Below are 24,021 nucleotides of genomic sequence, written 5' to 3'. Positions count from 1 at the left end.
CATAACCCACCAGCCACCCCGGCCGGCCACCCCTGAAGCAGATCAGTGAAGCCACCGACAGTTAGGACACTCGCATGAGCACCGCTCTCACGCGCCTCATCCAGCTCGTCACGCCGCCGCCCGAGCCTCGAGAGAAGGACTGGGATGCGGTGGAAAGCGAACTCGGGACGGAACTCCCGTCAGATTACAAGGAGTTCATCCGCACTTTCGGGGGCAGCAACTGGGACGACTACCTCTACGTCCTCGAACCTGGCTGCCCCAATGACAACTACGACCTCATCGAATGGGAAGACCAGCAGACTGAGGCCCTGGACGGGCTGTGGGAGTTCGAGAAGAAGCCGACCGAGCTGGCAACGGAGGGAGCCCGCGTCATCCCCTGGGCGACTACGGACAACGGAGAGTGCCTGTACTGGCTCGTCCACCCGGGGCAGATTCCGGACCAGTGGACCATCATGGTGAACGAAGCCCGCGGGGACAACTGGGAGCACTTCTCCACCACCTCCTCCCAGTTTCTCGCGGCCGTTCTCGACGGAGAGCTGCAGTCCAGCATTCTCTCGTCCCGCTTCCCTCTCGCTGCTCACGAGTTCCGTCAGCTCCGTCCGGTTTAACCAGAACTGCGCAGACCGAGGCTTGCCCTCAGGTCTCGGGGGGCTTCCGGGTTGCCGACGGGTACCGGCTGCCTCTCATCGACGGTGCACTGCACGGCTGCCGGGCCGACGAGGCGTGGATCAACGAACAGCGCGTCCGCGTCGCCGCGGGGCGCTGTTCGTCGCCGCGGTATGACGCAACTTACGCCCTGCATTTTGGGGATGCGCGCTAGGAACTCCCTGCCTGCGCCACCCAATTCGACCCGTTTATGATGCACGTCACTGGCCATGTCCACATGTTTGACACTCCTGAGTGCGGTCGCGGCGCCTGTGCGCCAGCCCCTCCACCCAGCCTCGTAGGAGTACGGTGCGACCGGTGCTGCGCCAGGTGGGCGCCACGGCGCAGACGTGGAGCGGGCGGGAAGCGTAAGTAGCCACAAAGATGGTCGCCTCGCACGTTTGCGCGACGATGATTCCGTGCGGTCGGCTCTGCTCCACCCATGTGAACGCCAGCCTTCCGCCGATCCTGGACGAGGTGTTCTCAACGGACGGGCTGTTCAAGCGGCTCTACGAGGACATAGCCGCTCAGTCCTTCCCGGCACACTCACGACGGCGGATCGAGCTGGAACCGAAGGCAGTCGGCATCGAGGAGTGGTCACCAACCGTTGTGCCCGGTCTCCTGCAGACCCCCGGGTACGCACGGGCCCTCTTCCGGGAAGGCAACCCCCGGGCGAGTGACGCGGAGCTGTCGAACAGGGTGGGTCACCGGATCGCGCGTCAGGAGATCTTCAGAGGCAGCTCGCCGCCCGACTTCTCCGTCATCATCGGCGAGTCCGTCATCCGACGCAGGGTCGGGAACGCGGCGATCATGCGGGAGCAACTGGCCGCCCTCTTGAGCCACGCCACCAGGCCGACCACCGTTCTGCAAGTGCTTCCCCTCGACGCGGGCACGCACGGGCTGATGGACGGCTCAATGTCGATCCCGACCATGGCGGAAGGGCAACGCATCATCTACACGGAGGGCATCCGTTCAGGCGCGATCATCGAGGAACCGGCGGAAGTGTGCCTCCTCGAACGGTCTTACGATGCCCTCACCGCATCAGCCCTGTCGCGAGACGCGCTCAGCTGGGCGGGGCACCGGGGCCCGGAATGGCTGGCGTGCCTGTTCATCGCGGCTTTCACCGGCGCTGCGGCGGGCCGCGTGCCGCCGCGTCACTCCACACCGCCACAACTCATCCTCGCGCCGACCACGCCGCCCACCGGCGCGGTGCGCTGACGGTTCGTCGTTCGGAGTGCGGGCACACGAGGGGCGGGGCAGGGTGGGAGCCCCTGGGACCTCGGGGACGTACTGAAGGAGAGACCGCTGTGACCGTTTCTGCCCAACAGCTTTCCGAGCCGGCCGTGCGCGCGTTCGTCACCGCGGTGAACGCCAATGACCGCGGCGCGTTCCAGGAGGCCCTGGCGCCCGGCGCGACGATGTCCGACGACGGGACCGAGCGGGACCTCACCGACTGGACCGAGCGGGAGATCTTCGCGTCGAGCGGGCACATGGAAGTCGAGTCGCAGAAGGCGGGCGGCCTGTCCCTGGTGGTGCGCTACCGCAACGAGGCCTGGGGCGAGATGCGCACCGCCTGGGCATTCATCGTGGAGAACGGGAAGATCGCCCGCTTCGAGACGGGCCAGGCCTGACGGACCGTGGACCCGCTCACCGAGCGGGTCCACGGCTGTCGGTCAAAGGTGCACTCCGTGTGTCTGAAACGTGAAGAGGGGTGGAGCGTAGCGGCACACACCTGCGGAGGGACCCGGTCCGGTCAGGCCGACCCGTCCGGGATCCGAGCGCCCGTTCCACTCACCCGGATCCGCCGCTCGCCCGCGCGGAGTTCGACCGTCAGTACCCCCGGTCGGCCCATGTCCTCACCCTGATGGAGTGTCACTACCGCCTCGTCCGGTACGGACCCATGCTCCCGTAGGTATGCCCCGAAGGCGGCCCCGGCCGCGCCCGTCGCCGGGTCCTCGACGACGCCGCCCACCGGAAAGGGGTCACGGACGTGGAAGGTCGTCGGGTCCGCGCGCCACACCAGCTGGAGTGTCGTCAGGTCGAGTCGGCGCATCAGCGCCGCCAGCCGGTCGAAGTCGTACGACAGGTCCGCGAGCCGCTCACGGGTGCCGGCCGCGACGATCAGATGGCGGGCGCCCGCGTACGCGATGCGGGGCGGGAGCGCCGGGTCGAGATCGCCGGCCGGCCAGTCCAGGGCGGCCAGCGCCTCCGTGAGGTCGGCCGCCGCGATCTCCTCGACGTGCGGCTCGACGCTGGTGAGCGTCGCCCGGTACACGCCGTCGTCGGCCACGGTCACCGTCGTGGGCACGGTGCCCGCCGGGGTCTCGAACACCAGGTCGCCGGGCTGGCCGTTGCGCTCGGCGAGCGCGACGGCCGTCGCGACGGTGGCGTGGCCGCAGAAGGGGACCTCGGCGAAGGGGCTGAAGTAGCGGATGGTGTAGGCGCGGCCGGGTTCCAGCTCCTCGGTGAGGAACGCCGTCTCGCTGTAGCCGAGTCCGGCGGCGATGGCGAGCATCCGTGCGTCGTCGAGGCCCGAGGCGTCCAGGACGACCCCGGCCGGGTTGCCGCCCGCCGGATCGCTGGAGAAGGCGGTGTAGCGCAGCACTTCGACATCGGTGAAAGAAGTCATGACGCACCCAACCGCCTACGCGTCCGGAGTGTTCCCGGCGCGCTCAGCCCCGCCCCACGTACGGCATCGTCGTCGCCAGGACCGTCGCGAACTGCACGTTCGCCTCAAGCGGCAGCTCCGCCATGTGCCGCACCGTGCGCGCCACGTCCCGCACGTCCATCACCGGCTCGGCGATCAGCTCGCCGTTCGCCTGCGGGGTCCCCGTCCGCATCCGCTGGGTCATGTCGGTCGCCGCGTTGCCGATGTCGATCTGGCCGCACGCGATCCGGTACGGGCGCCCGTCCAGCGACAGCGACTTGGTGAGGCCCGTCATCGCGTGCTTCGTCGTCGTGTACGCCACCGACCCCGGCCGGGGTGTGTGCGCCGAGATCGAGCCGTTGTTGATGATCCGGCCGCCCTGCGGCGACTGCTCCTTCATCTGCCGGAAGGCGGCCTGCGCGCACAGGAAGGCGCCGGTCACATTCACGTCGACGACCGAGCGCCACTCCTCGTACCCGATGTCCTCAAGCGGCACGCCGCGCGGCCCGAACGTGCCCGCGTTGTTGAAGAGCAGATCGAGCCGCCCGTACCGCTCGCGCACCGCGCCGAAGAGGGCGTCGACCTCGTCGGGACGTGACACATCGGTCCGTACGCTCAAGGTCTCGCCCCCGGCGGACGCGGCCGTCTCCGCCAGCGTCTCGACGCGCCGCCCCGCCAGCGCCACCGACCAGCCCGCCGAGGCCAGCTCCAGTGCGACGGCCCGGCCGATGCCCGAGCCCGCCCCGGTCACGACAGCGACGTGCGACCGGTGAAACGGAGGGGTCTGCGGGGTTTCGTGGCTCATGGCCCCGCAGCGTACGTGACCCGTACACGTAGACGAAAGCGGCGCGTCGTCCCGTGCCACTCCAATTCCCCTGACAACAGCCGTCAGTGGAGGGGCAGATGATCATCGCACCGCGCCACGAACAGGAACTCAGGGCCGCCGCACGGCACATCAACCGCCGCAGATTCCTCACCGTCACCGGGGCCGCCGCCGCGCTCGCCTTCGCGACGAACCTGCCGGGTACCGCCCAGGCCGGCGAGCTCGACGCCAGGAGGATCACCGAGGACCCGTTCACCCTGGGCGTCGCGTCCGGCGATCCCCTCCCCGGGTCCGTACTGCTGTGGACCAGGCTCGCCCCGAAGCCGTACGAGCCGGACAGCGGCCTGCCCCGAGCCAGGATCGAGGTCCGCTGGGAGCTGGCCCACGACGCGCGCTTCACCCGCGTGGTCAGGCGCGGCACGGTCACCGCGCACCCCGAGTTCCACCACAGCGTGCGCGCGGAGGCCGGGGCGCTCGCCCCGGACCGCGTCTACTTCTACCGCTTCCGCACCGGCACCTGGATCAGCCCGGTCGGCCGCACCCGCACGGCGCCCGCCCCGGGAGCGCGGATCAACGACCTGAAGCTGGCCGCAGTCTCCTGCCAGGCCTACCACGACGGCTACTTCACCCCGTACAAGCACCTCGCGGACGAGGACCTCGACGTCGTCTTCCACCTCGGCGACTACCTCTACGAGTACGCCGTGAACGCGACCGGCGGCGCCCGCGCCTACACCGACCGCACGCTGCCCGCGCTCTTCAATCGTGAGACGAAGAGCCTGGAGGACTACCGGCTGCGATACGCCCTCTACAAGTCCGACCCGGACCTCCGCGCCGCACACGCCGCGCACCCGTTCGTCGTCACCTGGGACGACCACGAGACGGAGAACAACTACGCGGGCGGCACCCCCGAGAACGGCGTACCGCCCGAGGAGTTCCTGCTGCGCAGGGCCGCGGCGTACCGCGCGTACTGGGAGAATCAGCCGCTGCGTGCCCCGCAGCGGCCCAGCGGCGCCGACATGCGGCTGTACCGCCGCCTGAGCTTCGGGCGACTCGCGCAGTTCGACATCCTCGACACCCGCCAGTACCGCTCGGACCAGGCCTACGGCGACGGCTGGCAGCTTCCCGGCCCGGAGTCCGAAGCTCCCTCCCGCACCATGATGGGCAAGGCGCAGGAGCGTTGGCTGCTCAACGGCTGGCACGCGTCCCAAGCCCGGTGGAACGTCGTACCGCAGCAGGTCACCTTCGCCAGGCGGCGCAGCGTGAACGACCCGAAGGTGAGCATGGACGCGTGGGACGGGTACCCGGCCGCGCGCACCCGGTTCCTCGACGGGGCGCGGGCCGCGGGCGTGGAGAACCTGATGGTGCTCACCGGAGACGTGCACGTCTCGTACGCCTTCGACATCAAGCGCGACTTCGAGAACCCCGCCTCACCCACCGTGGGCACCGAGCTCGTCACCACCTCCGTCTCCAGCGGCAAGGACGGCATGGACAGGCCCGCCAACTACGACCGGCTGATGCAGGGCAACGCGCACCTGAAGTTCTACAACGGCAGGCGCGGCTACACCCGCATCACGCTGGGCACCAAGGAGGCCCGCGCGGACTTCCGCACGGTATCCACGGTCACCACACCGGGAGCACCCGTCACAACGGCGGCCTCACTCACCACGCAAGCAGGCAAGCCGGGCCTGGAACTCTCCTAGAACTCCTCACCGGGAAAGCGGACGCCGATGCGGTCACGCACCGCGTCGAGCGTCCGCATCACCGCGAGACTCCCTGCCAGCGGCACCCACGGCGACTCCTTCTCACCCGCACGCAGACAACGCATCACCTCGGCGGCCTCGTGCCGCAGACTGTGGCGATCGCCGTCCCCGGCGGTGAACTCCTCGGGCTCCCGCCCCTCCCGGTGCAGCACGAACCGCTCCGGATAGAAGAAACCGCGCTCGACCTCGACACGGCCGCGCGTCCCGGTGACGGCCGCGGTGATCGGGGTGTCGGCGGTGATGGAACAGCTGAGCAGCGCCGTCGCACCGGAGTCCCACCCGAGCAGCATGCCGGTGTTCAGATCGACGCCCTCCGGCGACAGCAGTGCGTCGGCCTGTACGCGGTCGGGCTCACCCAGCAACAACTGCGCGAAGGAAACGGGATAGACACCGAGGTCAAGAAGAGCGCCGCCGCCCAACCCGCGATCCCTGAGCCGGTGTTCGGCGGCAAAGGGTCCAGCCAGCCCGAAGTCGGCTTGCACGGTGCGCACTTCACCGATGGCACCGTCCTCCACGATCTCCACCAGCCGCCGGATCACCGGGTTGCAGTACATCCACATGGCCTCCATCAGGAAGCGGTCGTGCTGCCGTGCCAGGCCCACAAGCTCCTCGGCCTCGGCCGAGTTGAGCGTGAACGCCTTCTCGCACAGCACCGCCTTGCCCGCCGCCAGGCACAGTCCGGCGGCGGCCCGGTGCGCGGAGTGCGGACCGGCGACGTACACCACGTCGACATCCGGATCCGCCGCGAGCCCCGCCCAGCTGCCGTAGGCGCGCGCTATCGCGAACCGGTCGGCGAAGGCCTTCGCCGACCCCTCCGTGCGCGACCCCACCGCGACGACCTCGGCATCGTCCATCTTCAGCAGCTCGGCCGTGAACGACGCGGCGATCCCGCCCGTCGCCAGCACACCCCACCGCACGCGTGTCTTGTCCATCTCAGCCCCCAGAAAAAGGTCCCAATCACACCGGACGAGCTGAGAGCATAGATACAGATGCGACGACATGGAGAAGTGATGCCGGAGAGCGGCCAGACCAAGCAAGGACACATACCCGGGGCGGACGCCGAAACCAAGGCCGCGACCGGCTCCGCCACCACCGCCCGCCGAACGAGCCTGCTGGTCACCCTGGTGCTCGGCGGACTCACCGCGCTGCCGCCGCTCTCCATGGACATGTACCTCCCGGCGCTTCCGCAGGTCACCCGGGCCCTGAGCTCGCCCGCCGCGACTGTGCAGCTCACCCTGACCGCGTGCCTGGCGGGCATGGCGCTCGGGCAGCTGGTCGTCGGCCCGATGAGCGACCGGTGGGGCCGCCGCCGGCCGCTGCTCCTCGGCATGATCGTGTACGTCGTCGCCACCGCGATCTGCGCCTTCGCGCCCTCCGCCGAACTCCTCATCGGCTTCCGGCTGCTCCAGGGGCTGGCCGGCGCCGCGGGCATCGTCATCGCCCGCGCGGTCGTCCGTGACCTCTACGACGGCGTCGAGATGGCCCGCTTCTTCTCCACGCTCATGCTGATCTCCGGCGTGGCCCCGGTGATCGCCCCGGTCATCGGCGGCCAGGTGCTGCGGCTCACCGACTGGCGTGGCATCTTCGTCGTGCTGACCGTCATCGGGGCCCTGCTGACCCTCGTCGTGTGGAAGTGGCTGCACGAGACGCTGCCGCCCGAGCGGCGGCACGAGGGCGGCGTCAAGGTGGCCCTGCGCACGATGCGGGGCCTGCTGGCGGACCGGGTGTTCACCGGCTACGTCCTGGCGGGCGGCCTGGCCTTCGCCGCGCTCTTCGCGTACATCTCCGCATCCCCGTTCGTGATCCAGGAGATCTACGGTGCCTCACCCCAGACCTTCAGCCTGCTCTTCGGCGTCAACTCGATCGGCCTGATCACCGTGGGCCAGATCAACGGCAGACTCCTGGTGGGCCGGGTCAGCATGGACAAGGTGCTCGCCTTCGGCCTGTCCGCGATCGTCCTCGCGTCCCTCGCGCTCCTCCTCATGACGACGGGAGTCTTCGGCGAGGTGGGCCTGATCCCGATCGCGGCGGGCCTCTTCGTCCTGATGTCGGCGATGGGCCTGGCCATGCCGAACACCAACGCCCAGGCCCTGATGCGCACCCCGCACGCGGCGGGCTCGGCGTCGGCGCTCATCGGCACGTCGTCGTTCCTGATAGGGGCGATCGCCTCGCCCCTGGTAGGCATGGCGGGCGAGTCCACGGCGGTCCCCATGGCCATAGTCCAACTGACCTGTGCCCTGGCCTCGCTGGCCTGCTTCCTCCTGCTCTGCCGCCCTTGGCAGAAGGCTTCGATCTAGCGGGGGATCAGCTGTTCGGCGGCGGCCTGGATCATGCGGTCCCGGACGCCGCTCCCGCAGGCCCCGGCGCCCGTCAGCCCCGCCGGGCATGCACGAAAAGATGGGGCCGGTCCTTCGGGTCCACCCCGACGAACACCCCCATGCCCGCCACCTCCGCGGCAGGGACAGACGTACTGACCGGAAGCACAGCCGGAACGCCAGTGGCGAGGTCGACCCGCACAGGCGCCCGCGCCCCCGTGGCCCCGTACGCGACCCCCGTGTCCGTGACCACCGTCAGGTCCAGCGGCTCGGTGCCGTCCGAGGCCTCGAAGCAGCTGCCCTTCCCGGTCTCCAGGTCGAAGCCCACCCGCCCGGCCACCAGGTAACGCCCCTCGGGCGAGAGCACCGCCCGCGCACGACGGCCCGACGCTAGGGCCGGCCTGCGGCACTCGACCTTCGCCGACACCCGGCCGTCCGCCGCGTCGTGCACCGCCCAGACCTCGAAGTCCGCCGCCCCCGCGCCGCCCTTCTTCCGCCAGGTGGCGAGAATGCGCCCGTCCGCCACCGAAACCGGCACACCGGACGCCGCGTCCGCCCCCGCCGGGGCGGTCTCGCGGCTCTGCCAGCCGCCTCGCACCCAGAACCCCCGCCGCCCACTCACGAGCAGCCCCTTGTCGGTCACCGTCCGCACCTCGGTCTGCACCCGGCAGTCCCGGCACCCCCGGGGAGCGCCGAGCGCCTTCGCGGCGACCCGTGACACCCGCCCCGTGGCGGGGTCCACGACCGCACTGTCCGCGCCGCCGTCGCTGACGAGGATGCCGGGGCCCGAGCCGTCGACGGTGGGCACACCGTCCCAGGGCAGCTCGACCCGGCGCCGGGAGCCGTCCTCCACGGCGTACACATCAAGGGCGACAACGGCCTTCGCGCCGCTCAGCGCGTCGTCCCGGCCGGCCACCTTCCCGTACGACCAGACAACGAAATACTCCCGCCCGTCCTTGCCGACGGACAGCAGCCGGGGAAAGTGGCGGGGGTCGGACAACGGCCGCCAGGCCCCGCTCCTCCAGCGGGTCGCACCGGACGCCGCGTCGACTGCCCGCAGCCGGTACCGGTCGGCGGAGACCCGCTCGACGAGACCGATCCGGTCCACGCCCCGGGCGATGGCGTACTCGGGCGAGGCCTCGCGGACCTGCCACTCCGGCGCGGCGATGTACTCGGCGGGAACGGGCAACCGAACAGGAGGCTCGGCGCCGCGCTTCGCGCTCTCACGCGGCGCCGCACCGGACCTGTCCCTGCCGCTGCCCCCACCGCAGGTGGCCAGCAGGAGCAACAGGCCGAGCACGATCACACCGGCCGCCAGAGCCACCCGTACGACCCGCTGTCCCATGGTCCCCCCGGTCGTAGTCCCGCCCGAAACGACAACTATCGCTCAAACCGCAGCAGTTCAGTGCCGGTTCCCGCCACAGTCGCCCGCGTGGAACCACTCCACCCGCGCCCCCGCGCACAGCCGCCTCACCCGCGCCCCCGCAGACCGCCCCGCCCCCGCGGACCCGCCCCGCACGGGCCCCGTCCCACGCCGCCTAGAATCGGCCGGTGAACTCCACCCTCCCCACCGCGGAAGCCCTGCGCACCGCCCTCGCCGGGCTCCTCGACGGGCTGCCGCCCAAGCAGGCCACCCAGGCCGTCGAGCGGCTGATCGCCAGCTACCGGGGGACCACCCCCACCGACGCCCCCGTGCTCCGCGACCGTTCCGACGTCGCCGCGTACGCCGCGTACCGGATGCCCGCGACCTTCGAGGCGGTACGGTCCGTCCTCGCCGCGCTGCGCGACGCCGCCCCGGACTGGACCCCGGTCACACACACGGACATCGGCGGTGGGACCGGGGCCGCGAGCTGGGCCGTCGCGGAGGCCTGGCCCGCGGGGCCCGCGAGCACGGTCCTGGACTGGGCCGAGCCCGCCCTCGCCCTCGGCCGCGAACTGGCCGCCGCCTCCGATTCCCCCGCCCTGCGCGCCACCGACTGGCAGCGTGCCCGCATCGGACCGGCGCTCCGTATCGAGAGCACCGATCTCGTCACCATCTCGTACGTCCTCAAGGAGCTCACCCCCGAGGCCCGCGCGAGCGTCGTCGCGGAGGCCGCCCGCACCGCCCAGGCGGTGGTCGTCGTCGAGCCCGGCACACCCGACGGCTACCGCCGGGTCATCGAGGCCAGGGACCGGCTGATCGCGGCCGGCCTGCGCGTCGCCGCGCCCTGCCCGCACAGCGGCGCGTGCCCCATCACCGCGCTCAACGAGGAGGGCGGCAGCGACTGGTGCCACTTCTCGGCCCGGGTGAGCCGCTCCTCGCTGCACCGGCAGGTCAAGGGGGGATCGCTCGCGTACGAGGACGAGAAGTTCAGCTATGTCGCCGCGGTCCGCTTCGACGCCGACCCGGTCGCGGCCCGCATCGTCCGCAGGCCGCAGATCCGCAAGGGCATGGTCCAGCTGGAGCTCTGCACCACGAGTGACGGTCTCGCGCGCGAGACCGTCACCAAGAAGCGGCACGGCGACCTGTACCGCGCCGCCCGGGACATCGACTGGGGCGACGCGTGGCCGCCGCCGGCGGAGGTCTAGACAGCACGAAGCGCCGTGCGGGACGGGCGATTTCGGCCCGTCCCGCACGGCGCGTTCCGAGACGGCCGCTACCCGCGCAGCTCCTGCGTGCAGCACTTCACGCTGCCGCCGCCCTTGAGCAGCTCGCCGAGGTCCATCGCGACCGGCTCGAAGCCCCGCTCGCGCAGCGGCCCGAAGAGCCCGACCGCGCCCTGCGGCAACAGCACATGGCGGCCGTCGCTCACCGCGTTCAGCCCGAGCGCCGCCGCGTCCGCCTCCTGCGCGACGATCGCGTCGGGGAAGAGCCGGGCGAGGACGGCCCGGCTGCCCGGCGAGAACGCGCCCGGGTAGTACATGACCTCGTCCGTGCGGTCGTCGAGCACGGCCAGCGCCGTGTCCAGGTGGTAGTAGCGCGGATCGACCAGGTCCAGGCCGATCACCGGGCGGCCGAAGAACTCCTGCGCCTCGTCGTGCGAGAGCGGGCTGGAGCGGAAGCCGCGCCCGGCCAGGATCCAGGACGAGGTGAAAGCGAAGTCGCCCTCGCCCTCGTTGATGTGCACGGGCTCGTGGACATCGGTGAAGCCGTGCGCCCGGAACCACTCCAGGTGCGCCTCGGCCTCCAGGGTCCGTTCGGCATAGGCGAAGCGGGCGCCGAGCACCCGTCCGTCGACGACGCTGGCCCCGTTCGCGGCGAAGACCATGTCGGGCAGCCCCGGCCGGGGGGTCAGCAGCTCGACGGTGTGGCCGAGTGAGCGGTAGCGGTCGCGCAGGACCTCCCACTGGGCGAGGGCCAGCGGCAGGTCGATCGGTTTGGCCGGATCCATCCAGGGGTTGATGGAGTACGTCACCCTGAAGTGCTCCGGGGGGCACATCAGATAGCGGCGGGGCGAGGCTTCACGAGGCAATGAGGGCTCCTCACGAACGGCATGGGGTACCGAGTGTGCGTGACAGCCATGGTCCGCCGCGAGAGGGCATCACGCTGTGCACCGATCGGGTGGTTCACCCCTGGTCACCACTCACACTCGGTCACCACCCCGCCGGTCGCCACCCGCTTCTCCCGACGCCCCGTTCAGCACGCCGAGACGCGTCGTCTCGTATCGCTGCTAGATTGGGCCCATGGCAGAGACCAAGTCACCGGACTCCTCGCGCCGCAGCGAGCGTTCACGCCGGGCGATCTACGACGCGGCCCTCTCACTGGTCGGCGAGGTCGGCTACGGCAGGGCCACCATCGAGGGCATCGCGGCCCGCGCCGGAGTCGGCAAGCAGACGATCTACCGCTGGTGGCCGTCGAAGGCCGCCGTCCTGCTCGAAGCGTTCATCGACCTCGGCGACCGGGCCGCCGCCGCGGCGGGCGAGGGAGCGTACGAGTTCCCGGACACCGGCGATCTCGCGGCCGACCTCAAGACGGTCCTGCGCGCCACCGTGGACGAGCTCCTCGACCCCGTGTACGAGGCGCCCAGCCGGGCGCTCACCGCGGCGGGGATCGTCGACCCCCAGCTGGGCGCCGAGTTCGTGGTCAAGCTTCTCGAACCGCAGCTCCAGTTGTACGTGCGGCGGCTGCGGGTGGCGCAGGAGGCGGGGGACGTGCGCGGCGGCATCGACCCGCGCATCGCCCTGGAGCTGCTGGTGGCGCCGCTCGCGCACCGCTGGCTGCTGCGGACGTTGGCGCTCAGCCACGCGTACGCCGACGCGGTCGTCGACTACGCCCTGGGCGGTCTGACCCCACGCTGACCCGGCCCCGGGGGGCCGCGCCGCTTCGACCGCGGGGGCCCACGCCGCCCCGGCCGCCGGGGCTCGCACGGAACGGGCCGCCGGGGTCCGCGCCGAACGGGCCGCCGCCCCGCGCGCCAGCAGCGCGGGCGCGTCCGTGACGATCCCGTCGCAGCCCAGCCGCAGCGCCCGGTCGCGGGCCGCCGGGGTGTTCACGGTGTGCGCCCACACCCGGGGGACGCCGGACCGCACGGCCCGCCGCAGCGCCGCGTCCGGCGCCCTGTGGTCGACGTCCAGGACATCGACGTACCCCTTCCAGGCGCTCGGGTCGTCGGTCCGCAGCTGCTTCGCCGAGCGCCACAGCTGGGCCATCAGCCCGAGCCGGTGGGCCCGCAGGACCACCGAGGGAACGTTGGAGTTGACGAACACCGAGCGGCCCAGATCCCGGTCGTGGATCGCGTCGGCCAGGGCCGGCAGGCTGCCGGGGTCCTTGGCCTCCAGGGACAGGACGATTTTCCCGCCGAGCCGGTCGAGGACGGCCGCGACCGTCGGCGGTCGCTCGTCGAACTCACCTCCGCGCAGCCGCACTTTCCGCCACTGCGAGGGAGTGAGTTCGCTCACGGGCCCCGTCGAGTGCGTCGTGCGGTCCAGCGTCGCGTCGTGCAGCACCACCGGCGTTCCGTCGTTCAGCGTCCGGGTGTCCATGTCCAGGACCTGCGCCGTGCCGCGTTCGTACGCCGAGACGAGCCCGGACATGGTGTTTTCGGCCACTTCGAGGGAACCGCCCCGGTGTGCCGTGTATACAGGGCGGGGGAGCGGGGCCGCGGTCACGGGTTCCGGGTCGGCCTGCCCGTAACAGGGCAGGACCAGTGCGATCAGTGCGACCGCCAGCGGGGTGCGTGTGATCATGGCCGCCACGGTAGGGCCACTTATCGGGACAAAAGCATCAATGACACCACCCTTGTGCGATCGGCCCGCGTACCCCGGATGAGCACTGCGGCCACCTGAGGCGCAGGATGGTGGCAGCATGGAGAGCGCAACGCTGAGGTGAGGGGTTGAATGGGCGCCGATTTCGGCCGCTACGGCGGCACAGAGAGCAGGCCTTCGTTGGAGAGCAGGCTGCCCCAGTGGCTGCGCCGCCGCCCCAAGGCGACCGACCCGGACGGCATCGATCGTCAGACGCTGCTCCTGGCCGCCGCTGCCGCCGGTCTGCCGCTCTCCCCGGCCGCGCATCCGGTGGGCTACCGATGTTCCTGCGACCGCGTCGGCTGTCCCACCCCGGCCAGGCATCCCATCTCCTTCGCCTGGCACACGCAGTCCACCACCGACCGCGCGCAGATCACCCGCTGGGCCCAGGGCCAGCCCCAGGCGAACTTCATCACCGCGACGGGCATGGTCAACGACGTGCTCGACGTCCCGCTCGAAGCGGGCCTGGGCGCGTTGGAGCGGCTGCTCGCGGCCGACATCGAGGTGGGTCCGGTCGCCGAGTTCGGCGGCAGCAACGGCGACGCGCGCCTGCTCTTCTTCACCGCCACCCGGGGCACCCCGGAGGACGAGGACGAGTGGTGGCCGTGCGAGCTGGACTGCCACCCCGAGACGATGGACGCGCATCCGGGCCTGCGCTGGCACTGCCGCGGCAGCTACGTCCTGGTGCCGCCCGCGCAGCTGCCCGGCGGCCACGAGGTGAGCTGGGTGCGCGGTCCTGAGCACCCGCTGCCCGACCCGCTCACGCTGCTGGAGACGCTGACCGAGGCCTGTGCGCGGTTCGTCGGCGAGGACGACCCGGAGGACCACCACGCGGTGGCCTGGCCACTGGGCCGCTGAGCGAAGAGCCCCTGTCCCCGTGCCGTCGAACGGCGCGGGGGTTTTCGGTTACCCGCACCCGCCCCGCACCCGCCCCGCACCCGCACTCGAACGCCCGCACTCGCACTCCGGCGCCCCGGGTCACCCCCGGCAACCCGCACCGGAGCCCGCACCAGCCCCCGGCTACGCGCCCTTCGCCGAAGTCAGCCCCTGGATCTGGGCCAGTACCGAGATCAGCGGCTTGCCCGCGCTCTTCGGCGCCACCTGCGCGAGCTGGCTGGAGACGCGCTCCTTGGTGAGGCTGGTCCGCGCGGTGCCGGTCATCAGCGCCCGCACATCCGCGTTGAGCTCCAGCCGGACCCCCTTGGCCACGGTCTGCTGCTCGAACTGGCGGGCGGCGAAGAAGACCGCGGCCCCGCCGTCCTCGGTGGCCAGCCCGAGCGGCGCGTACATCCCGGTGTCCAGCCGCTGGTCGACGTACTGCACGGCGCGCCCCGGCCGCCGGGCCGTGGCCGCGCGGGTCTTGCGGAGCTCGGAGGTGTGCGGTCCCGGCGCGAAGCTCTCCGGCCGGCCGTCCCGCAAGTACGTCGCGTACCGCTCGCTCAGGTCCTCCGGCGCCACGGCCAGGTCCGCCGCGTCCGGCACGACGGGCTCGGCGAAGCCGTCCTCGTCCTTCGCGAACCGCGGCACCTGGGCGTTGGCCAGGACCGACAGGTGGGACGCCTCCCACAGCTGGTTCGGGCCGCCGCGTACGAAGACCAGCAGCCAGCGGCTGTCCAGCCGGTCGCCGTCCTGGTCGCGATTGCTGTCGGTGTCCGCGACGAACCACCGCGGCCAGCCCGCCTTCTTGGGCATCACGAACTTCGCGTCGGTCAGCTCAAGGGGCTGATGACGCGGATTGCCGTCCGGGCTCTGTATCTGCCGCGCCTTCAGGCCGGCCTGGTTGATCGCGCCGAGCGGACCGGTGACCCGGCCCGCGTCGAGAGCCGGATCGTAGGCCTTGTCCGCCTTGTTGTAGGCGAGCGTGAAGTCCTTGAGGGCCTGCGCGGCCTCAGCCTTCGTCGCCGCCGGTACGATCTCCAGCTCGCCGTGCACGGTCACGCACCCGCTCGCCGTCATCGACAGCGCCGCCGCCGTCGCGATAGTCGCCGCCAGCCGCCCCAGCCTCAGCCTGCTCATGCGCTGCCTTCTGTGTCTTCGTGCCCACCGACGTCGTGTTCGTGCTCACCGACGTCCGGAACCCTACCGGGGACAGGAACAGCACGAGCGTCGGGACCAGGTACAGCGCCCACACCGTGACCTGGAGAACGGTCGGGTCGGGCTGGAAGTTGAAGACGCCCTTGAGCAGGGTCCCGTACCAACTGTCCGGCGGGACGGTCGTGCTGATGTCGAACGCCTTGTTGCCGAGCCCGCCGAGGAACCGCGCCTCCTGGAGGTCGTGCACGCCGTACGCGAGCACGCCCGCGGCCACCACGACCAGCATGGCGCCGGTCCAGGTGAAGAACTTGGCCAGATTGATCCGTACCGCGCCCTGGTAGAACAGCCGGCCGAGAACGATCGCGGTGGCGATGCCGAGGAGCACACCGATCAGCGGCGCCGAGGTGGATCCCGACTCCTCGGTGGCCGCCCGCACCGAGGCCCAGACGAAGAGCGCCGTCTCCAGACCCTCGCGCCCCACCGCGAGGAAGGCGGTCGCGACCAGCGCGCCGGTGCCCATCCGCAGGGCCGTGTCCAGCTTGCCGTGCAGCTCGGCCCGCAGGTGCCGCGCGGTGCGCCGCATCCAGAAGACCATCCAGGTGACCAAACAGACCGCGACGATCGACAGAGAACCGCCCAGCAGCTCCTGTGCCTCGAACGTCAGCTCCTGGGAGCCGAATTCGAGGCCGAAGCCGAACGCGAACGAGATGGCGACGGCCACCCCGATGCCGATCCAGACGGGGCGCAGCGCGTCGCGCCGCTCCGTCTTCACGAGATAGGCGATCAGGATGCAGACGACGAGGCTCGCTTCGAGTCCCTCGCGCAGACCGATCAGATAGTTGCCGAACACGGCGGGTCTCCTTCTCCTACTCGAACAGCGCCCGGCCCCACCAGTCGCCCTTGTCCCGGACGCCCGGCGGGACGGCGAAAAGCGCCGAACCCACGTGCTGGATGTACTCGTTGAGCGCGTCACCGCGCGCCAGGCCGCGCTGTACGGGAATGAACGCCTCCCGCACATCGCGCTGGTACGCGAGGAAGAACAGCCCCGCGTCGAGGCGGCCAAGACCGTCCGTGCCGTCGGTGAAGGAGTACCCGCGACGCAGCATCCGGGCCCCGTTGTTGCTGTCCGGATGCGCCAGTCGGACGTGTGAAGTCGGCAGCATGGCCTTGAGGTTGGGCTCGTCGCGCTCCCGGGCCCTGCCTACCGCCGCGCCCTCGCCCTTGTCACGGCCGAAGGTGTCCTCCTGCTCGGACAGGGAGGTGCGGTCCCAGGTCTCGATGCGCATCGCGATGCGGCGGGCGACGAGGTAGGAGCCACCCGCGATCCAGGCCGGGCCGTCCTTCTCGCGCACCCACACATGCTTGTCGAGCTCGGTGGCGTCGGCGCCCGCGATGTTGCGGGTGCCGTCCTTGAAGCCGAAGAGATTGCGCGGGGTCTGCGCGTCGGGCGTCGTCGACGAGGTCTTGCCGAAGCCGAGCTGGGACCAGCGCATGGCGACCTTGCCGAAGCCGATCCTGGCCAGGTTGCGGATGGCGTGCACGGCGACCTGCGGGTCGTCCGCGCAGGCCTGCACGCACAGGTCGCCGCCGCTGCGCGCCGCGTCCAGGTTGTCGCCGGGGAACGCCGGCAGGTCGACGAGCGCCTCGGGGCGCCGGTCTTCGAGCCCGAAGCGGTCCTTGGCGAACAGGGACGGGCCGAAGCCGATGGTCAGCGTCAGCCGGGACGGCCTCAGGCCGAGCGCCTCGCCGGTGTCGTCCGGCGGTGCCTCGGCGAGTCCGCCGTACGCGCCCTCGCCGACCGCGTGCCCCGCCGTCATCCGGGCCGCCGCCGCCGTCCACTCCCTGAGGAGCTCGACGAGTGCCGCACGGTCCTTCGTCGTCACGTCGAACGCGGCGAAGTGCAGCCTGTCCTGCACGGCGGTGGCGATACCGGCCTGGTGCGCGCCGTGGAAGGCCACCGCGGCGCCCTCGGCGGCGGCGGGCGCGGTGTCGTCGCCCGAGGTGAGCGCGATCGCCGCACCACCGGCCGCCGCGGCGCCGAGCGCGAGCCCGGCGCCACCCCAGCCGAGCAGTGAACGACGCGACGGCTCAGCCGAGTTGGTTTCGTCGGGCATGTCGGTCCTCCTACTTCACGACTGCGGCGGCGAGCTTCGACAGCGGCTCGGCGAGCGCGTTGACGCCGTCGCTGAGCTCCTTGCGCTCCGCCTTGCCGACCTTGTCGTACGAGGTGAACTCGTAAGAGGTCTTGTTCTCGCGGTACTTGTCGAGCAGGTCGTTCAGCGCCTTGAACTGGGTGTCCAGTTCGCCGGTGAGCTTGGGGTCGTTCTTCGACGCGATCGGCTTGAGCAGCGCGTACGACTTCTCCGCGCCCTCGACGTTCGCCTTGAAGTCGACGAGGTCGGTGTGGCTGTAACGCTCTTCCTCACCGGTGACCTTGCCGGTGGCGACCTCGTCGAGGAGCTCCTTGGCGCCGTTCGCCATCGAGGTCGGGGTGATCTCGGCCTTGCCGACCCGGTTCTGCCAGTCGGTGAGGTCCTTGAGCAGGGTGTCGGCGAGGGCCTTCTCCTCGGCGCCGATCTTCTTGTCCTGCCACAGGGCCTTCTCAAGACGGTGCCAGCCGGTCCACGCCTGGCCCTTCTCCAGGCCGTCCTCGCGCAGGTCGACCTTGGGGTCGATGTCCCCGAAGGACTCGGCGACGGGCTCGGTCCGCTCCCAGCCGATGCGGGAGTCCGCGTACGCCTTCTTCGCGGCCTCGACGTCGCCCTTCTTCACCGCGTCCACGAAGACCTTGGACTTGGGCAGCGTCTCGTCGGCCTGCGCCTGCACGTACGTACGGAACGCGGCGACGGCCGCGTCCATCTCCGGGCTGCGCTCGGCGGTCTTGCCGCCGCCGGTCGCCTCGACCTTCTGCCGGATGCCGTCGCCCTTCATGCCGGGCTTGCAGGCGATCTCGTATGAACCGGCCTTCACCTCGGCGGTGATGGTGGCCTTGGTGCCGGGGCCGATGTTCTCGCGCTCGGTGACGATGCGGTCGTCGGGGAAGAGGACGTAGACCTCGGTGACCTTGGACCCCTTGTTCTCCACGGCCAGTTCGACGTGGCCCGCGGGGAACTCCTTCTTCGACACCTCGCAGGAGTCGTCCTTGGCGGTGACCCGGACGGCGTCGTCGCCGCCCTTGGCGTCGCTCTTCTCGGCGCAGCCGGTGATGGCGGCCAGGGCTGCCACAGTGGCGACCGCGGTGACGGCGGAGAGACGGACGGGTCGCATTTCGGGCTCCATGCGGCTGGATCGGGGAGGCGAGGAGCCTCGGGGCCTCGGGTGAGGCCAACCTAACTTATCCGAGGCTTACCTGACCCGGCCCCGGTCGTCCAGTGATTCGGCTCTCATACGCCGTGCACGGATACGGGGCGGTCACGGCTGCCTCTCGGACGGCCCACGGGAGGGTCAAGCGCGGGTCAAGAGGCGTTGTTCCGGCCGGGACGGGCGTCCCGCCGAGGAAGCACCAGGGGCGCCCCGGTCCGCGGATGCGCCAGCACCTCCACGGGCTGCCGGTACACCTCGCTCAGCAACTCCTCGCCGATACACCCCGGCCGGCGGCCCCTCCGCCGCGACCCGCCCGTGGTGCAGCACGGCGACCCGGTCCGCGTACGCCGCCGGCCGTCACGTTCAAGGACCGCACCCTCGCCGACCTGACGCTGACGGCGGGCTCGCTCCAGGCCAAGGACGGTGTCGTCGCACTGTCCGGCGTCCCGGCGACCCTGACCGCCGACGGCGCGAAGATCTTCGGCGCGCCCTACAAGGCGGGCGACCAGCTCGACAAGGTCGCCGTGGCGGTTCTCCGTCACCGAGGGCGGGCAACTGCCCGAGGGCAGCGGTGGCACGAGCACCACGGGCGGCACCGGCACGGCCGGCTCCACGGCCGGTTCCACGGCCGGTTCCACCACCGGTTCCGTCACCGGCGGCGGCGCGGGCACCACAGGCGGCATCGCCGGCGGCCCCACCGGCAAGCTCGCCACCACCGGTTCCGAGGTCCCGGCCGGGGCCCTCCTCGGTACCTCCGGCGCCATCGCGGCAGCCGGCGCGGCAGTGGTCTACGCCGCCCGCAGGCGCCGCACCCAGGCCTGACCGGGCCCGGAGAGCCACCCCAAGTCCCCGTCCGGCAGGGCCGCACCGCGCGACACGGCGATGCGGCCCTGCCGTCGTGGCAGTGCTTCAATGCCGGGGTGAACGAACTCGACGTACTGCGCGTCTTCTGCGGCCCCGACGGACACCACGGCAACGCGCTGGGCGTCGTACGGGACGGCGGTGCGCACCCCGGCGAGGCGGCCCGGCAGACTCTCGCCGCCGAACTCGGTTACAGCGAGACCGTGTTCGTCGACGACCCGGAGCGCGGCATCGTCGACATCTACACGCCGAGCGCCCGTCTGCCCTTCGCCGGGCACCCGCTCGTCGGCGCGGCCTGGCTGCTCGACCTGGAGGTGCTCCAGGTACCGGCGGGGGAGGTGTGGGCGCGGCACGACGGCGAGTTCACCTGGATCACGGCGCGCCCCGCGTGGGTCACCGGGCGTCGCACCCAGCAGTACGAGGCAGTCGCCGAGGTCGAGGCGCTGCCTGCCCCGCCGCCCGGCGAGGGCTGGCTCTACGCGTGGGCCTGGGAGGACGAGGCGGCAGGCCGGGTACGGGCCCGCGCGTTCCCGCGCCGCGGCGACGCGATCGCGGAGGACGAGGCGACCGGGGCCGCCGCGCTGCTCCTCACCGGCGAGCTGGACCGCGCCCTCAACATCACCCAGGGCGCCGGCTCCCAGATCCTGACCGCCCCGGGCCGTGACGGCATGATCGAGGTCGGCGGCCGGGTGCGTTTCGCCCCGCCCGCGTAGAGCGCGGCACGCGCAAGGCCAGGCACGCGCAAGGCCAGGCACGCGTGGGGCCCGTACCGCGGCAGCGGCACGGGCCCCACGTCGTACGGACAGGAAGAGCCGTACGACAAGCCGCGTCCGGCGTCCGGAGAGAGCCACTACGCGCTGAGCGGGAACTCCCCGCTCAGCGCGTGGAAGATCGCGCCATTGAAGTCGAAGGCGCGCTTGCACTCGTCGATGATGCGCTGCTTCTCCAGGTCGTCCGCGTTCACCTGGTCGAGCAGCTCGCGGTAACTCCGCTTGAACGCCGCGGGGTTGGCGATCTTCTCGAAGACGTAGAAGCGCACGCCGTCGCCCTTGCGCTCGAAGCCCCAGGCCTTTTCCGCCGTGTCGCGGACAATCTGACCGCCCGACAGATCCCCGAGGTAGCGGGTGTAGTGGTGCGCCACATACCCGGCGGGCCAGGTGCGCGCGCACTCGGTGATGCGCTCCCCGTACGCCGCGGTCGCGGGCAGCGGCACCAAGCCGTCGCGCCAGTCGGCGCCGCGCAGATACGCCAGGTCGCGCTCCAGCTCGGTGGTGCGCATCAGTTCGGTCTGTATGAACGGGCCCGCGACCGGGTCGTTCCGCAGGGAGTCGGCGGCGTCCTCCAGCGCGCGGTACACGAACCACAGCTGCTCGGTGTAGCGCGTGAACGCGTCCACACCGAGCCGGCTGTCGAGCAGGTCGCTCATGAAGGTGGAGGTGTTCACCTCGGTGTGCTGCTCGTGCGTAACGGTACGGATCAGCGTGGAGAACGGAGTGGCGGCGGTTGCGTCCAAGGCGGGCCTCCGGGGACCGAGGGGACGGGAAAGGAAGGGGCGCGCGTCGGCAGCTGTGGGAGCGGCCAACACCGATCCTCCTACTTAGGTAAACCTAAGTCAATTGGTTCCCGACGATCTGTCGGTAAAAACGCTACGCCCCTATTTTCTTCGCGGCCCCTTTCGCGGCCCCCTGTCCGGCCCTGCGGGGCGCGCTTCCCGGCTTGCCTACGGCAGTGTGAGAATCTCCGCCCCGGTCTCCGTCACGACGAGTGTGTGTTCGAACTGTGCGGTCCGCTTCCGGTCCTTCGTCACCACGGTCCAGCCGTCCTCCCACATGTCGTAGTCGTGGGTACCCAGCGTGAGCATCGGCTCGATGGTGAAGGTCATGCCGGGCTGCATGACGGTGGTGGCGTGAGGGCTGTCGTAGTGCGGCACGATCAGCCCGGAGTGGAACGACGTGTTGATGCCGTGCCCGGTGAAGTCCCGCACCACGCCGTAGCCGAAGCGCTTGGCGTAGGACTCGATGACCCGCCCGATGATGTTGATCTGGCGGCCGGGCTTGACGGCCTTGATGGCGCGGGCGAGGGACTCGCGGGTGCGCTCCACCAGCAGCCGCGACTCCTCGTCGACGTCACCGCACAGGTAGGTGGCGTTGTTGTCGCCGTGCACCCCGTTGATGAACGCCGTCACGTCCAGGTTCACGATGTCGCCGTCGCGCAGCACCGTGGAGTCCGGGATGCCGTGGCAGATGACCTCGTTGACGGAACTGCACAGTGACTTCGGATACCCGCGGTATCCGAGCGTCGAGGGGTACGCGCCGTGATCGACCATGAAGTCGTGCGCGACCCGGTCGAGCTCGTCGGTGGTCACACCGGGCGAGATGTGCTTGGCGGCCTCCTCCATCGCCTGCGCGGCGATGCGGCCCGCGACGCGCATCCGTTCGACGAGTTCGGGTTCCTGCACCTCCGGGCCCTTGTACGGCGTGGGCATCGGCTTCCCGACGTACTCGGGGCGCCGGATGTTGCCGGGGACGGAACGGATGGGAGTGATCTCCCCGGGTACGAGCAGCGACTGGCCAGACATGCCAACGAGTGTATCCAGCCGCCATCGGGCAGCATGGCGGCAGAGGAAGGAGCCGACGATGGCCCTGTTCAAGAAGCGGACGGTCGGAAAGCCGGGCGAGTGGTTCTACTGCCTGGAACACAAGACCGTCGAGGAAGGCCCGGACTGTCCGGGCAAGGACCGGTTCGGTCCGTACGCGAGCCGGGAGGAGGCCAGGCGCGCGATGGAGACCGCGGCGGCGCGCAACCTCCAGTGGGAGAACGATCCCAAGTGGCACGACAAGAACGCGGCGCGGGGGGAGGGCGGGGGATAGGCCCCGGTGGTCCGCCGGACGGGCTGAGGCATTCCGATGCCGCGCGGCATTTTCGGCCTGTCCGGCCCCGGCCCACTGCCCCGCTACCAGCGCTCCGGCGGCGGCGCCGTCAGCTGGTCGGCGAGCCGGGAGAGCCGGTCCCGGAACCGCCTGCGCCCCCGGGGCGCGGGCAGGACGTTCTCCCCGGCCGCCGCGCTGACCAGATGCTGCACGGTGTCCAGATCCACATCGCCACCCGCGGGCACCGAGAGCGACTCGTGCGCGAGACCCCGGATCTCCCGGTCGCCCCCGTCCAGCGACAGCACGGTCGCCCCGGCCCGCCGCGCGTCGTGCACCCGCTCCAGCAGCCCCGGCTCCGGCCGCTCCCGCGCCACGACGAGCAGCGTCTCGCCCCGCCGCGCCGCCTCGATCCTGCCGAGCCCGACCGACAACTGCGCGGGCTCCCCCGGCCGCACCCGATGGCGTACGAGGGTGGGGTTCAGCGCCGTCAGCCCGGACCAGGCCGCCTCGTCGACGAGATGCGCGGCCAGGTGCCACGGCTCGTACTGCTCGGTCCCCACGAGCAGCAGGCCGCCGCCCCGCGGCACGACGGAGGACCGCAAGGCCCCGGCGAACCGTCGCGTGGACCCCAACCACTCGGTCCCCGCGAGGACTTCACGCAGCAGCGCGACTCGTACGGCATCCATGTCCCGCATCCTGTCCGGACCCCTCTCCGGGCCGCTGCCGAATGCCTCTGCCTCACCCGGACGAGCGCACTACCAACAAGTAGGGTCGGGCTCATGACTTCCACTGACAGTGCGCAGAAGCCCGCAGCCAAGGACCCCTGGGACCTCCCCGACGTATCCGGGCTGGTCGTCGGCGTGCTCGGCGGGACCGGGGACCAGGGGCGTGGGCTCGCCCACCGGCTGGCCAGGGCCGGCCAGAAGGTGATCATCGGCTCGCGGGCCGCCGAGCGCGCGCGGAGCGCCGCCGACGAACTGGGCCTCGGAGTCGAGGGCGCGGACAACGCGGAGTGCGCACGCCGCAGCGACATCGTGATCGTCGCCGTGCCGTGGGACGGGCACGCCAAGACGCTGGAGTCGCTGCGCGAGGAACTCGCGGGCAAGCTCGTGATCGACTGCGTGAACCCCCTCGGCTTCGACAAGAAGGGCGCGTACGCGCTGAAGCCGGAGGAGGGCAGCGCCGCCGAGCAGGCCGCCGCCCTGCTGCCCGATTCCCGGGTGACCGCCGCCTTCCACCACCTGTCGGCGGTGCTGCTCCAGGACGCGTCCGTCGAGGAGATCGACACCGATGTGATGGTGCTCGGCGAGGTCCGCGCCGACACCGACCTCGTCCAGGCGCTGGCGGCCCGTATCCCCGGCATGCGGGGCGTCTTCGCCGGGCGGCTGCGCAACGCCCACCAGGTGGAGTCCCTGGTCGCCAACCTGATCTCGGTCAACCGCCGCTACAAGGCGCACGCCGGCCTGCGCGTGACCGACGTATAAGCACGTCCGGGGCATGGGGGACACTGGTCGGAAGCAGTCAGCCGCCGGACAGGAGC

At 71.2% G+C, this 24,021-nt stretch carries 22 protein-coding genes and 4 pseudogenes; 12 read left to right on the top strand and 14 right to left on the bottom strand.

Annotated elements, in window-relative coordinates:
* Nucleotides 1-74 precede the first annotated feature (74 nt).
* The 3 genes from ACLLJJ_RS09245 to ACLLJJ_RS09235 all read left to right on the top strand — a co-directional run bounded on the left by ACLLJJ_RS09245 (nt 75) and on the right by ACLLJJ_RS09235 (nt 2,276).
* A complete protein-coding gene (locus tag ACLLJJ_RS09245) occupies nt 75-608 on the top strand; it encodes an SMI1/KNR4 family protein (RefSeq protein WP_434588842.1) in 534 nt (177 codons plus the stop codon).
* 481 nt (nt 609-1,089) lie between these two features.
* Nucleotides 1,090-1,863 (top strand): DUF5753 domain-containing protein, encoded by a 774-nt coding sequence (locus ACLLJJ_RS09240; protein WP_434588840.1) that lies wholly within the window; start codon nt 1,090-1,092, stop codon nt 1,861-1,863.
* Nucleotides 1,864-1,952: 89 nt separating this feature from the next.
* A complete protein-coding gene (locus ACLLJJ_RS09235) occupies nt 1,953-2,276 on the top strand; it encodes a nuclear transport factor 2 family protein (protein WP_434588838.1) in 324 nt (107 codons plus the stop codon).
* Nucleotides 2,277-2,398: 122 nt separating this feature from the next.
* Here ACLLJJ_RS09235 and ACLLJJ_RS09230 read toward each other — a convergent pair whose 3' ends face one another.
* Entirely contained in the window at nt 2,399-3,274 is an 876-nt protein-coding gene (locus tag ACLLJJ_RS09230) for a PhzF family phenazine biosynthesis protein (protein WP_434588836.1), read from the bottom strand.
* Nucleotides 3,275-3,317: 43 nt separating this feature from the next.
* Complete coding sequence (locus ACLLJJ_RS09225; protein WP_434588834.1) at nt 3,318-4,097, bottom strand: SDR family oxidoreductase; 780 nt, start codon at nt 4,095-4,097, stop codon at nt 3,318-3,320.
* 98 nt (nt 4,098-4,195) lie between these two features.
* On the opposite strand from ACLLJJ_RS09225, the gene ACLLJJ_RS09220 reads away from it, so the two are divergent.
* Nucleotides 4,196-5,815 (top strand): alkaline phosphatase D family protein, encoded by a 1,620-nt coding sequence (locus ACLLJJ_RS09220; RefSeq protein ID WP_434588832.1) that lies wholly within the window; start codon nt 4,196-4,198, stop codon nt 5,813-5,815.
* Here ACLLJJ_RS09220 and ACLLJJ_RS09215 read toward each other — a convergent pair.
* Nucleotides 5,812-6,807, bottom strand: a complete 996-nt coding sequence (locus tag ACLLJJ_RS09215) for a Gfo/Idh/MocA family protein (protein ID WP_434588830.1) — start codon at nt 6,805-6,807, stop codon at nt 5,812-5,814. The genes ACLLJJ_RS09220 and ACLLJJ_RS09215 overlap by 4 nt on opposite strands.
* A gap of 78 nt (nt 6,808-6,885) precedes the next feature.
* On the opposite strand from ACLLJJ_RS09215, the gene ACLLJJ_RS09210 reads away from it, so the two are divergent.
* Nucleotides 6,886-8,172, top strand: coding sequence for a Bcr/CflA family multidrug efflux MFS transporter (locus ACLLJJ_RS09210; RefSeq protein ID WP_434588828.1), 1,287 nt, complete (start codon nt 6,886-6,888; stop codon nt 8,170-8,172).
* 73 nt (nt 8,173-8,245) lie between these two features.
* Here ACLLJJ_RS09210 and ACLLJJ_RS09205 read toward each other — a convergent pair whose 3' ends face one another.
* Nucleotides 8,246-9,535: a hypothetical protein gene (locus tag ACLLJJ_RS09205; protein ID WP_434588826.1), complete on the bottom strand. Its 1,290-nt coding sequence runs from the start codon at nt 9,533-9,535 to the stop codon at nt 8,246-8,248.
* 206 nt (nt 9,536-9,741) lie between these two features.
* On the opposite strand from ACLLJJ_RS09205, the gene ACLLJJ_RS09200 reads away from it, so the two are divergent.
* The gene (locus tag ACLLJJ_RS09200) at nt 9,742-10,758 is read left to right on the top strand and encodes a small ribosomal subunit Rsm22 family protein (RefSeq protein ID WP_434588824.1); all 1,017 of its coding nucleotides are present in this window, start codon (nt 9,742-9,744) and stop codon (nt 10,756-10,758) included.
* A gap of 68 nt (nt 10,759-10,826) precedes the next feature.
* Here ACLLJJ_RS09200 and ddaH read toward each other — a convergent pair.
* A pseudogene (gene ddaH, locus ACLLJJ_RS09195) lies at nt 10,827-11,669 on the bottom strand (dimethylargininase); the annotation flags it as partial.
* A gap of 184 nt (nt 11,670-11,853) precedes the next feature.
* Between ddaH and ACLLJJ_RS09190 the strand changes: the two are divergent.
* Entirely contained in the window at nt 11,854-12,468 is a 615-nt protein-coding gene (locus ACLLJJ_RS09190; RefSeq protein WP_434600352.1) for a TetR/AcrR family transcriptional regulator, read from the top strand.
* A gap of 111 nt (nt 12,469-12,579) precedes the next feature.
* On the opposite strand, the pseudogene ACLLJJ_RS09185 reads toward ACLLJJ_RS09190, so the two are convergent.
* A pseudogene (locus ACLLJJ_RS09185) lies at nt 12,580-13,356 on the bottom strand (glycerophosphodiester phosphodiesterase); the annotation flags it as partial.
* A 150-nt stretch (nt 13,357-13,506) separates the two neighbouring features.
* On the opposite strand from ACLLJJ_RS09185, the gene ACLLJJ_RS09180 reads away from it, so the two are divergent.
* Nucleotides 13,507-14,271, top strand: coding sequence for a bifunctional DNA primase/polymerase (locus tag ACLLJJ_RS09180; protein ID WP_434588822.1), 765 nt, complete (start codon nt 13,507-13,509; stop codon nt 14,269-14,271).
* A gap of 162 nt (nt 14,272-14,433) precedes the next feature.
* Here the strand turns inward: ACLLJJ_RS09180 and ACLLJJ_RS09175 are convergent, their stop codons facing one another.
* The 5 genes and pseudogenes from ACLLJJ_RS09175 to ACLLJJ_RS09155 all read right to left on the bottom strand — a co-directional run.
* Nucleotides 14,434-15,369, bottom strand: coding sequence for a hypothetical protein (locus ACLLJJ_RS09175; protein ID WP_434588820.1), 936 nt, complete (start codon nt 15,367-15,369; stop codon nt 14,434-14,436).
* Nucleotides 15,302-16,297 (bottom strand): iron uptake transporter permease EfeU, encoded by a 996-nt coding sequence (gene efeU / locus ACLLJJ_RS09170; RefSeq protein ID WP_434588818.1) that lies wholly within the window; start codon nt 16,295-16,297, stop codon nt 15,302-15,304. The genes ACLLJJ_RS09175 and efeU overlap by 68 nt, the downstream gene beginning before the upstream one ends.
* Nucleotides 16,298-16,313: 16 nt before the next feature.
* Nucleotides 16,314-17,561 carry an iron uptake transporter deferrochelatase/peroxidase subunit gene (gene efeB, locus ACLLJJ_RS09165; protein ID WP_434588816.1) on the bottom strand — a complete coding sequence of 416 codons (1,248 nt, stop codon included), beginning with the start codon at nt 17,559-17,561 and terminating at the stop codon, nt 16,314-16,316.
* Nucleotides 17,562-17,571: 10 nt separating this feature from the next.
* Nucleotides 17,572-18,714, bottom strand: coding sequence for an iron uptake system protein EfeO (efeO, locus tag ACLLJJ_RS09160; protein WP_434588814.1), 1,143 nt, complete (start codon nt 18,712-18,714; stop codon nt 17,572-17,574).
* Nucleotides 18,715-18,902: 188 nt separating this feature from the next.
* Nucleotides 18,903-19,101 (bottom strand): annotated as a pseudogene (locus ACLLJJ_RS09155) (hemin ABC transporter ATP-binding protein); the annotation flags it as partial.
* A gap of 35 nt (nt 19,102-19,136) precedes the next feature.
* On the opposite strand from ACLLJJ_RS09155, the pseudogene ACLLJJ_RS09150 reads away from it, so the two are divergent.
* A pseudogene (locus ACLLJJ_RS09150) lies at nt 19,137-19,217 on the top strand (hypothetical protein); the annotation flags it as partial.
* A 453-nt stretch (nt 19,218-19,670) separates the two neighbouring features.
* Nucleotides 19,671-20,324 carry a PhzF family phenazine biosynthesis protein gene (locus tag ACLLJJ_RS09145; RefSeq protein WP_434588812.1) on the top strand — a complete coding sequence of 218 codons (654 nt, stop codon included), beginning with the start codon at nt 19,671-19,673 and terminating at the stop codon, nt 20,322-20,324.
* 137 nt (nt 20,325-20,461) lie between these two features.
* On the opposite strand, the gene ACLLJJ_RS09140 is transcribed toward ACLLJJ_RS09145, so the two are convergent.
* Together ACLLJJ_RS09140 and map are read right to left on the bottom strand one after the other, a co-directional pair.
* Nucleotides 20,462-21,124: a heme oxygenase (biliverdin-producing) gene (locus ACLLJJ_RS09140; RefSeq protein ID WP_434588810.1), complete on the bottom strand. Its 663-nt coding sequence runs from the start codon at nt 21,122-21,124 to the stop codon at nt 20,462-20,464.
* A 207-nt stretch (nt 21,125-21,331) separates the two neighbouring features.
* Nucleotides 21,332-22,189 carry a type I methionyl aminopeptidase gene (gene map, locus ACLLJJ_RS09135; protein ID WP_434588808.1) on the bottom strand — a complete coding sequence of 286 codons (858 nt, stop codon included), beginning with the start codon at nt 22,187-22,189 and terminating at the stop codon, nt 21,332-21,334.
* A gap of 58 nt (nt 22,190-22,247) precedes the next feature.
* On the opposite strand from map, the gene ACLLJJ_RS09130 reads away from it, so the two are divergent.
* Nucleotides 22,248-22,481, top strand: a complete 234-nt coding sequence (locus ACLLJJ_RS09130; RefSeq protein ID WP_434588806.1) for a hypothetical protein — start codon at nt 22,248-22,250, stop codon at nt 22,479-22,481.
* An 83-nt stretch (nt 22,482-22,564) separates the two neighbouring features.
* Here ACLLJJ_RS09130 and ACLLJJ_RS09125 read toward each other — a convergent pair whose 3' ends face one another.
* Nucleotides 22,565-23,167: a hypothetical protein gene (locus ACLLJJ_RS09125; protein ID WP_434588804.1), complete on the bottom strand. Its 603-nt coding sequence runs from the start codon at nt 23,165-23,167 to the stop codon at nt 22,565-22,567.
* 93 nt (nt 23,168-23,260) lie between these two features.
* On the opposite strand from ACLLJJ_RS09125, the gene npdG reads away from it, so the two are divergent.
* Nucleotides 23,261-23,965: an NADPH-dependent F420 reductase gene (npdG, locus tag ACLLJJ_RS09120; RefSeq protein WP_434588802.1), complete on the top strand. Its 705-nt coding sequence runs from the start codon at nt 23,261-23,263 to the stop codon at nt 23,963-23,965.
* The last annotated feature ends 56 nt before the right edge of the window (nt 23,966-24,021 follow it).

This window comes from Streptomyces sp. A5-4 (assembly GCF_051131715.1).
Taxonomy (GTDB): Bacteria; Actinomycetota; Actinomycetes; order Streptomycetales; family Streptomycetaceae; genus Streptomyces.
The sequence above is the reverse complement of the archived record's forward strand: the minus strand, read 5'-3'. Positions and strand labels throughout refer to the sequence as shown.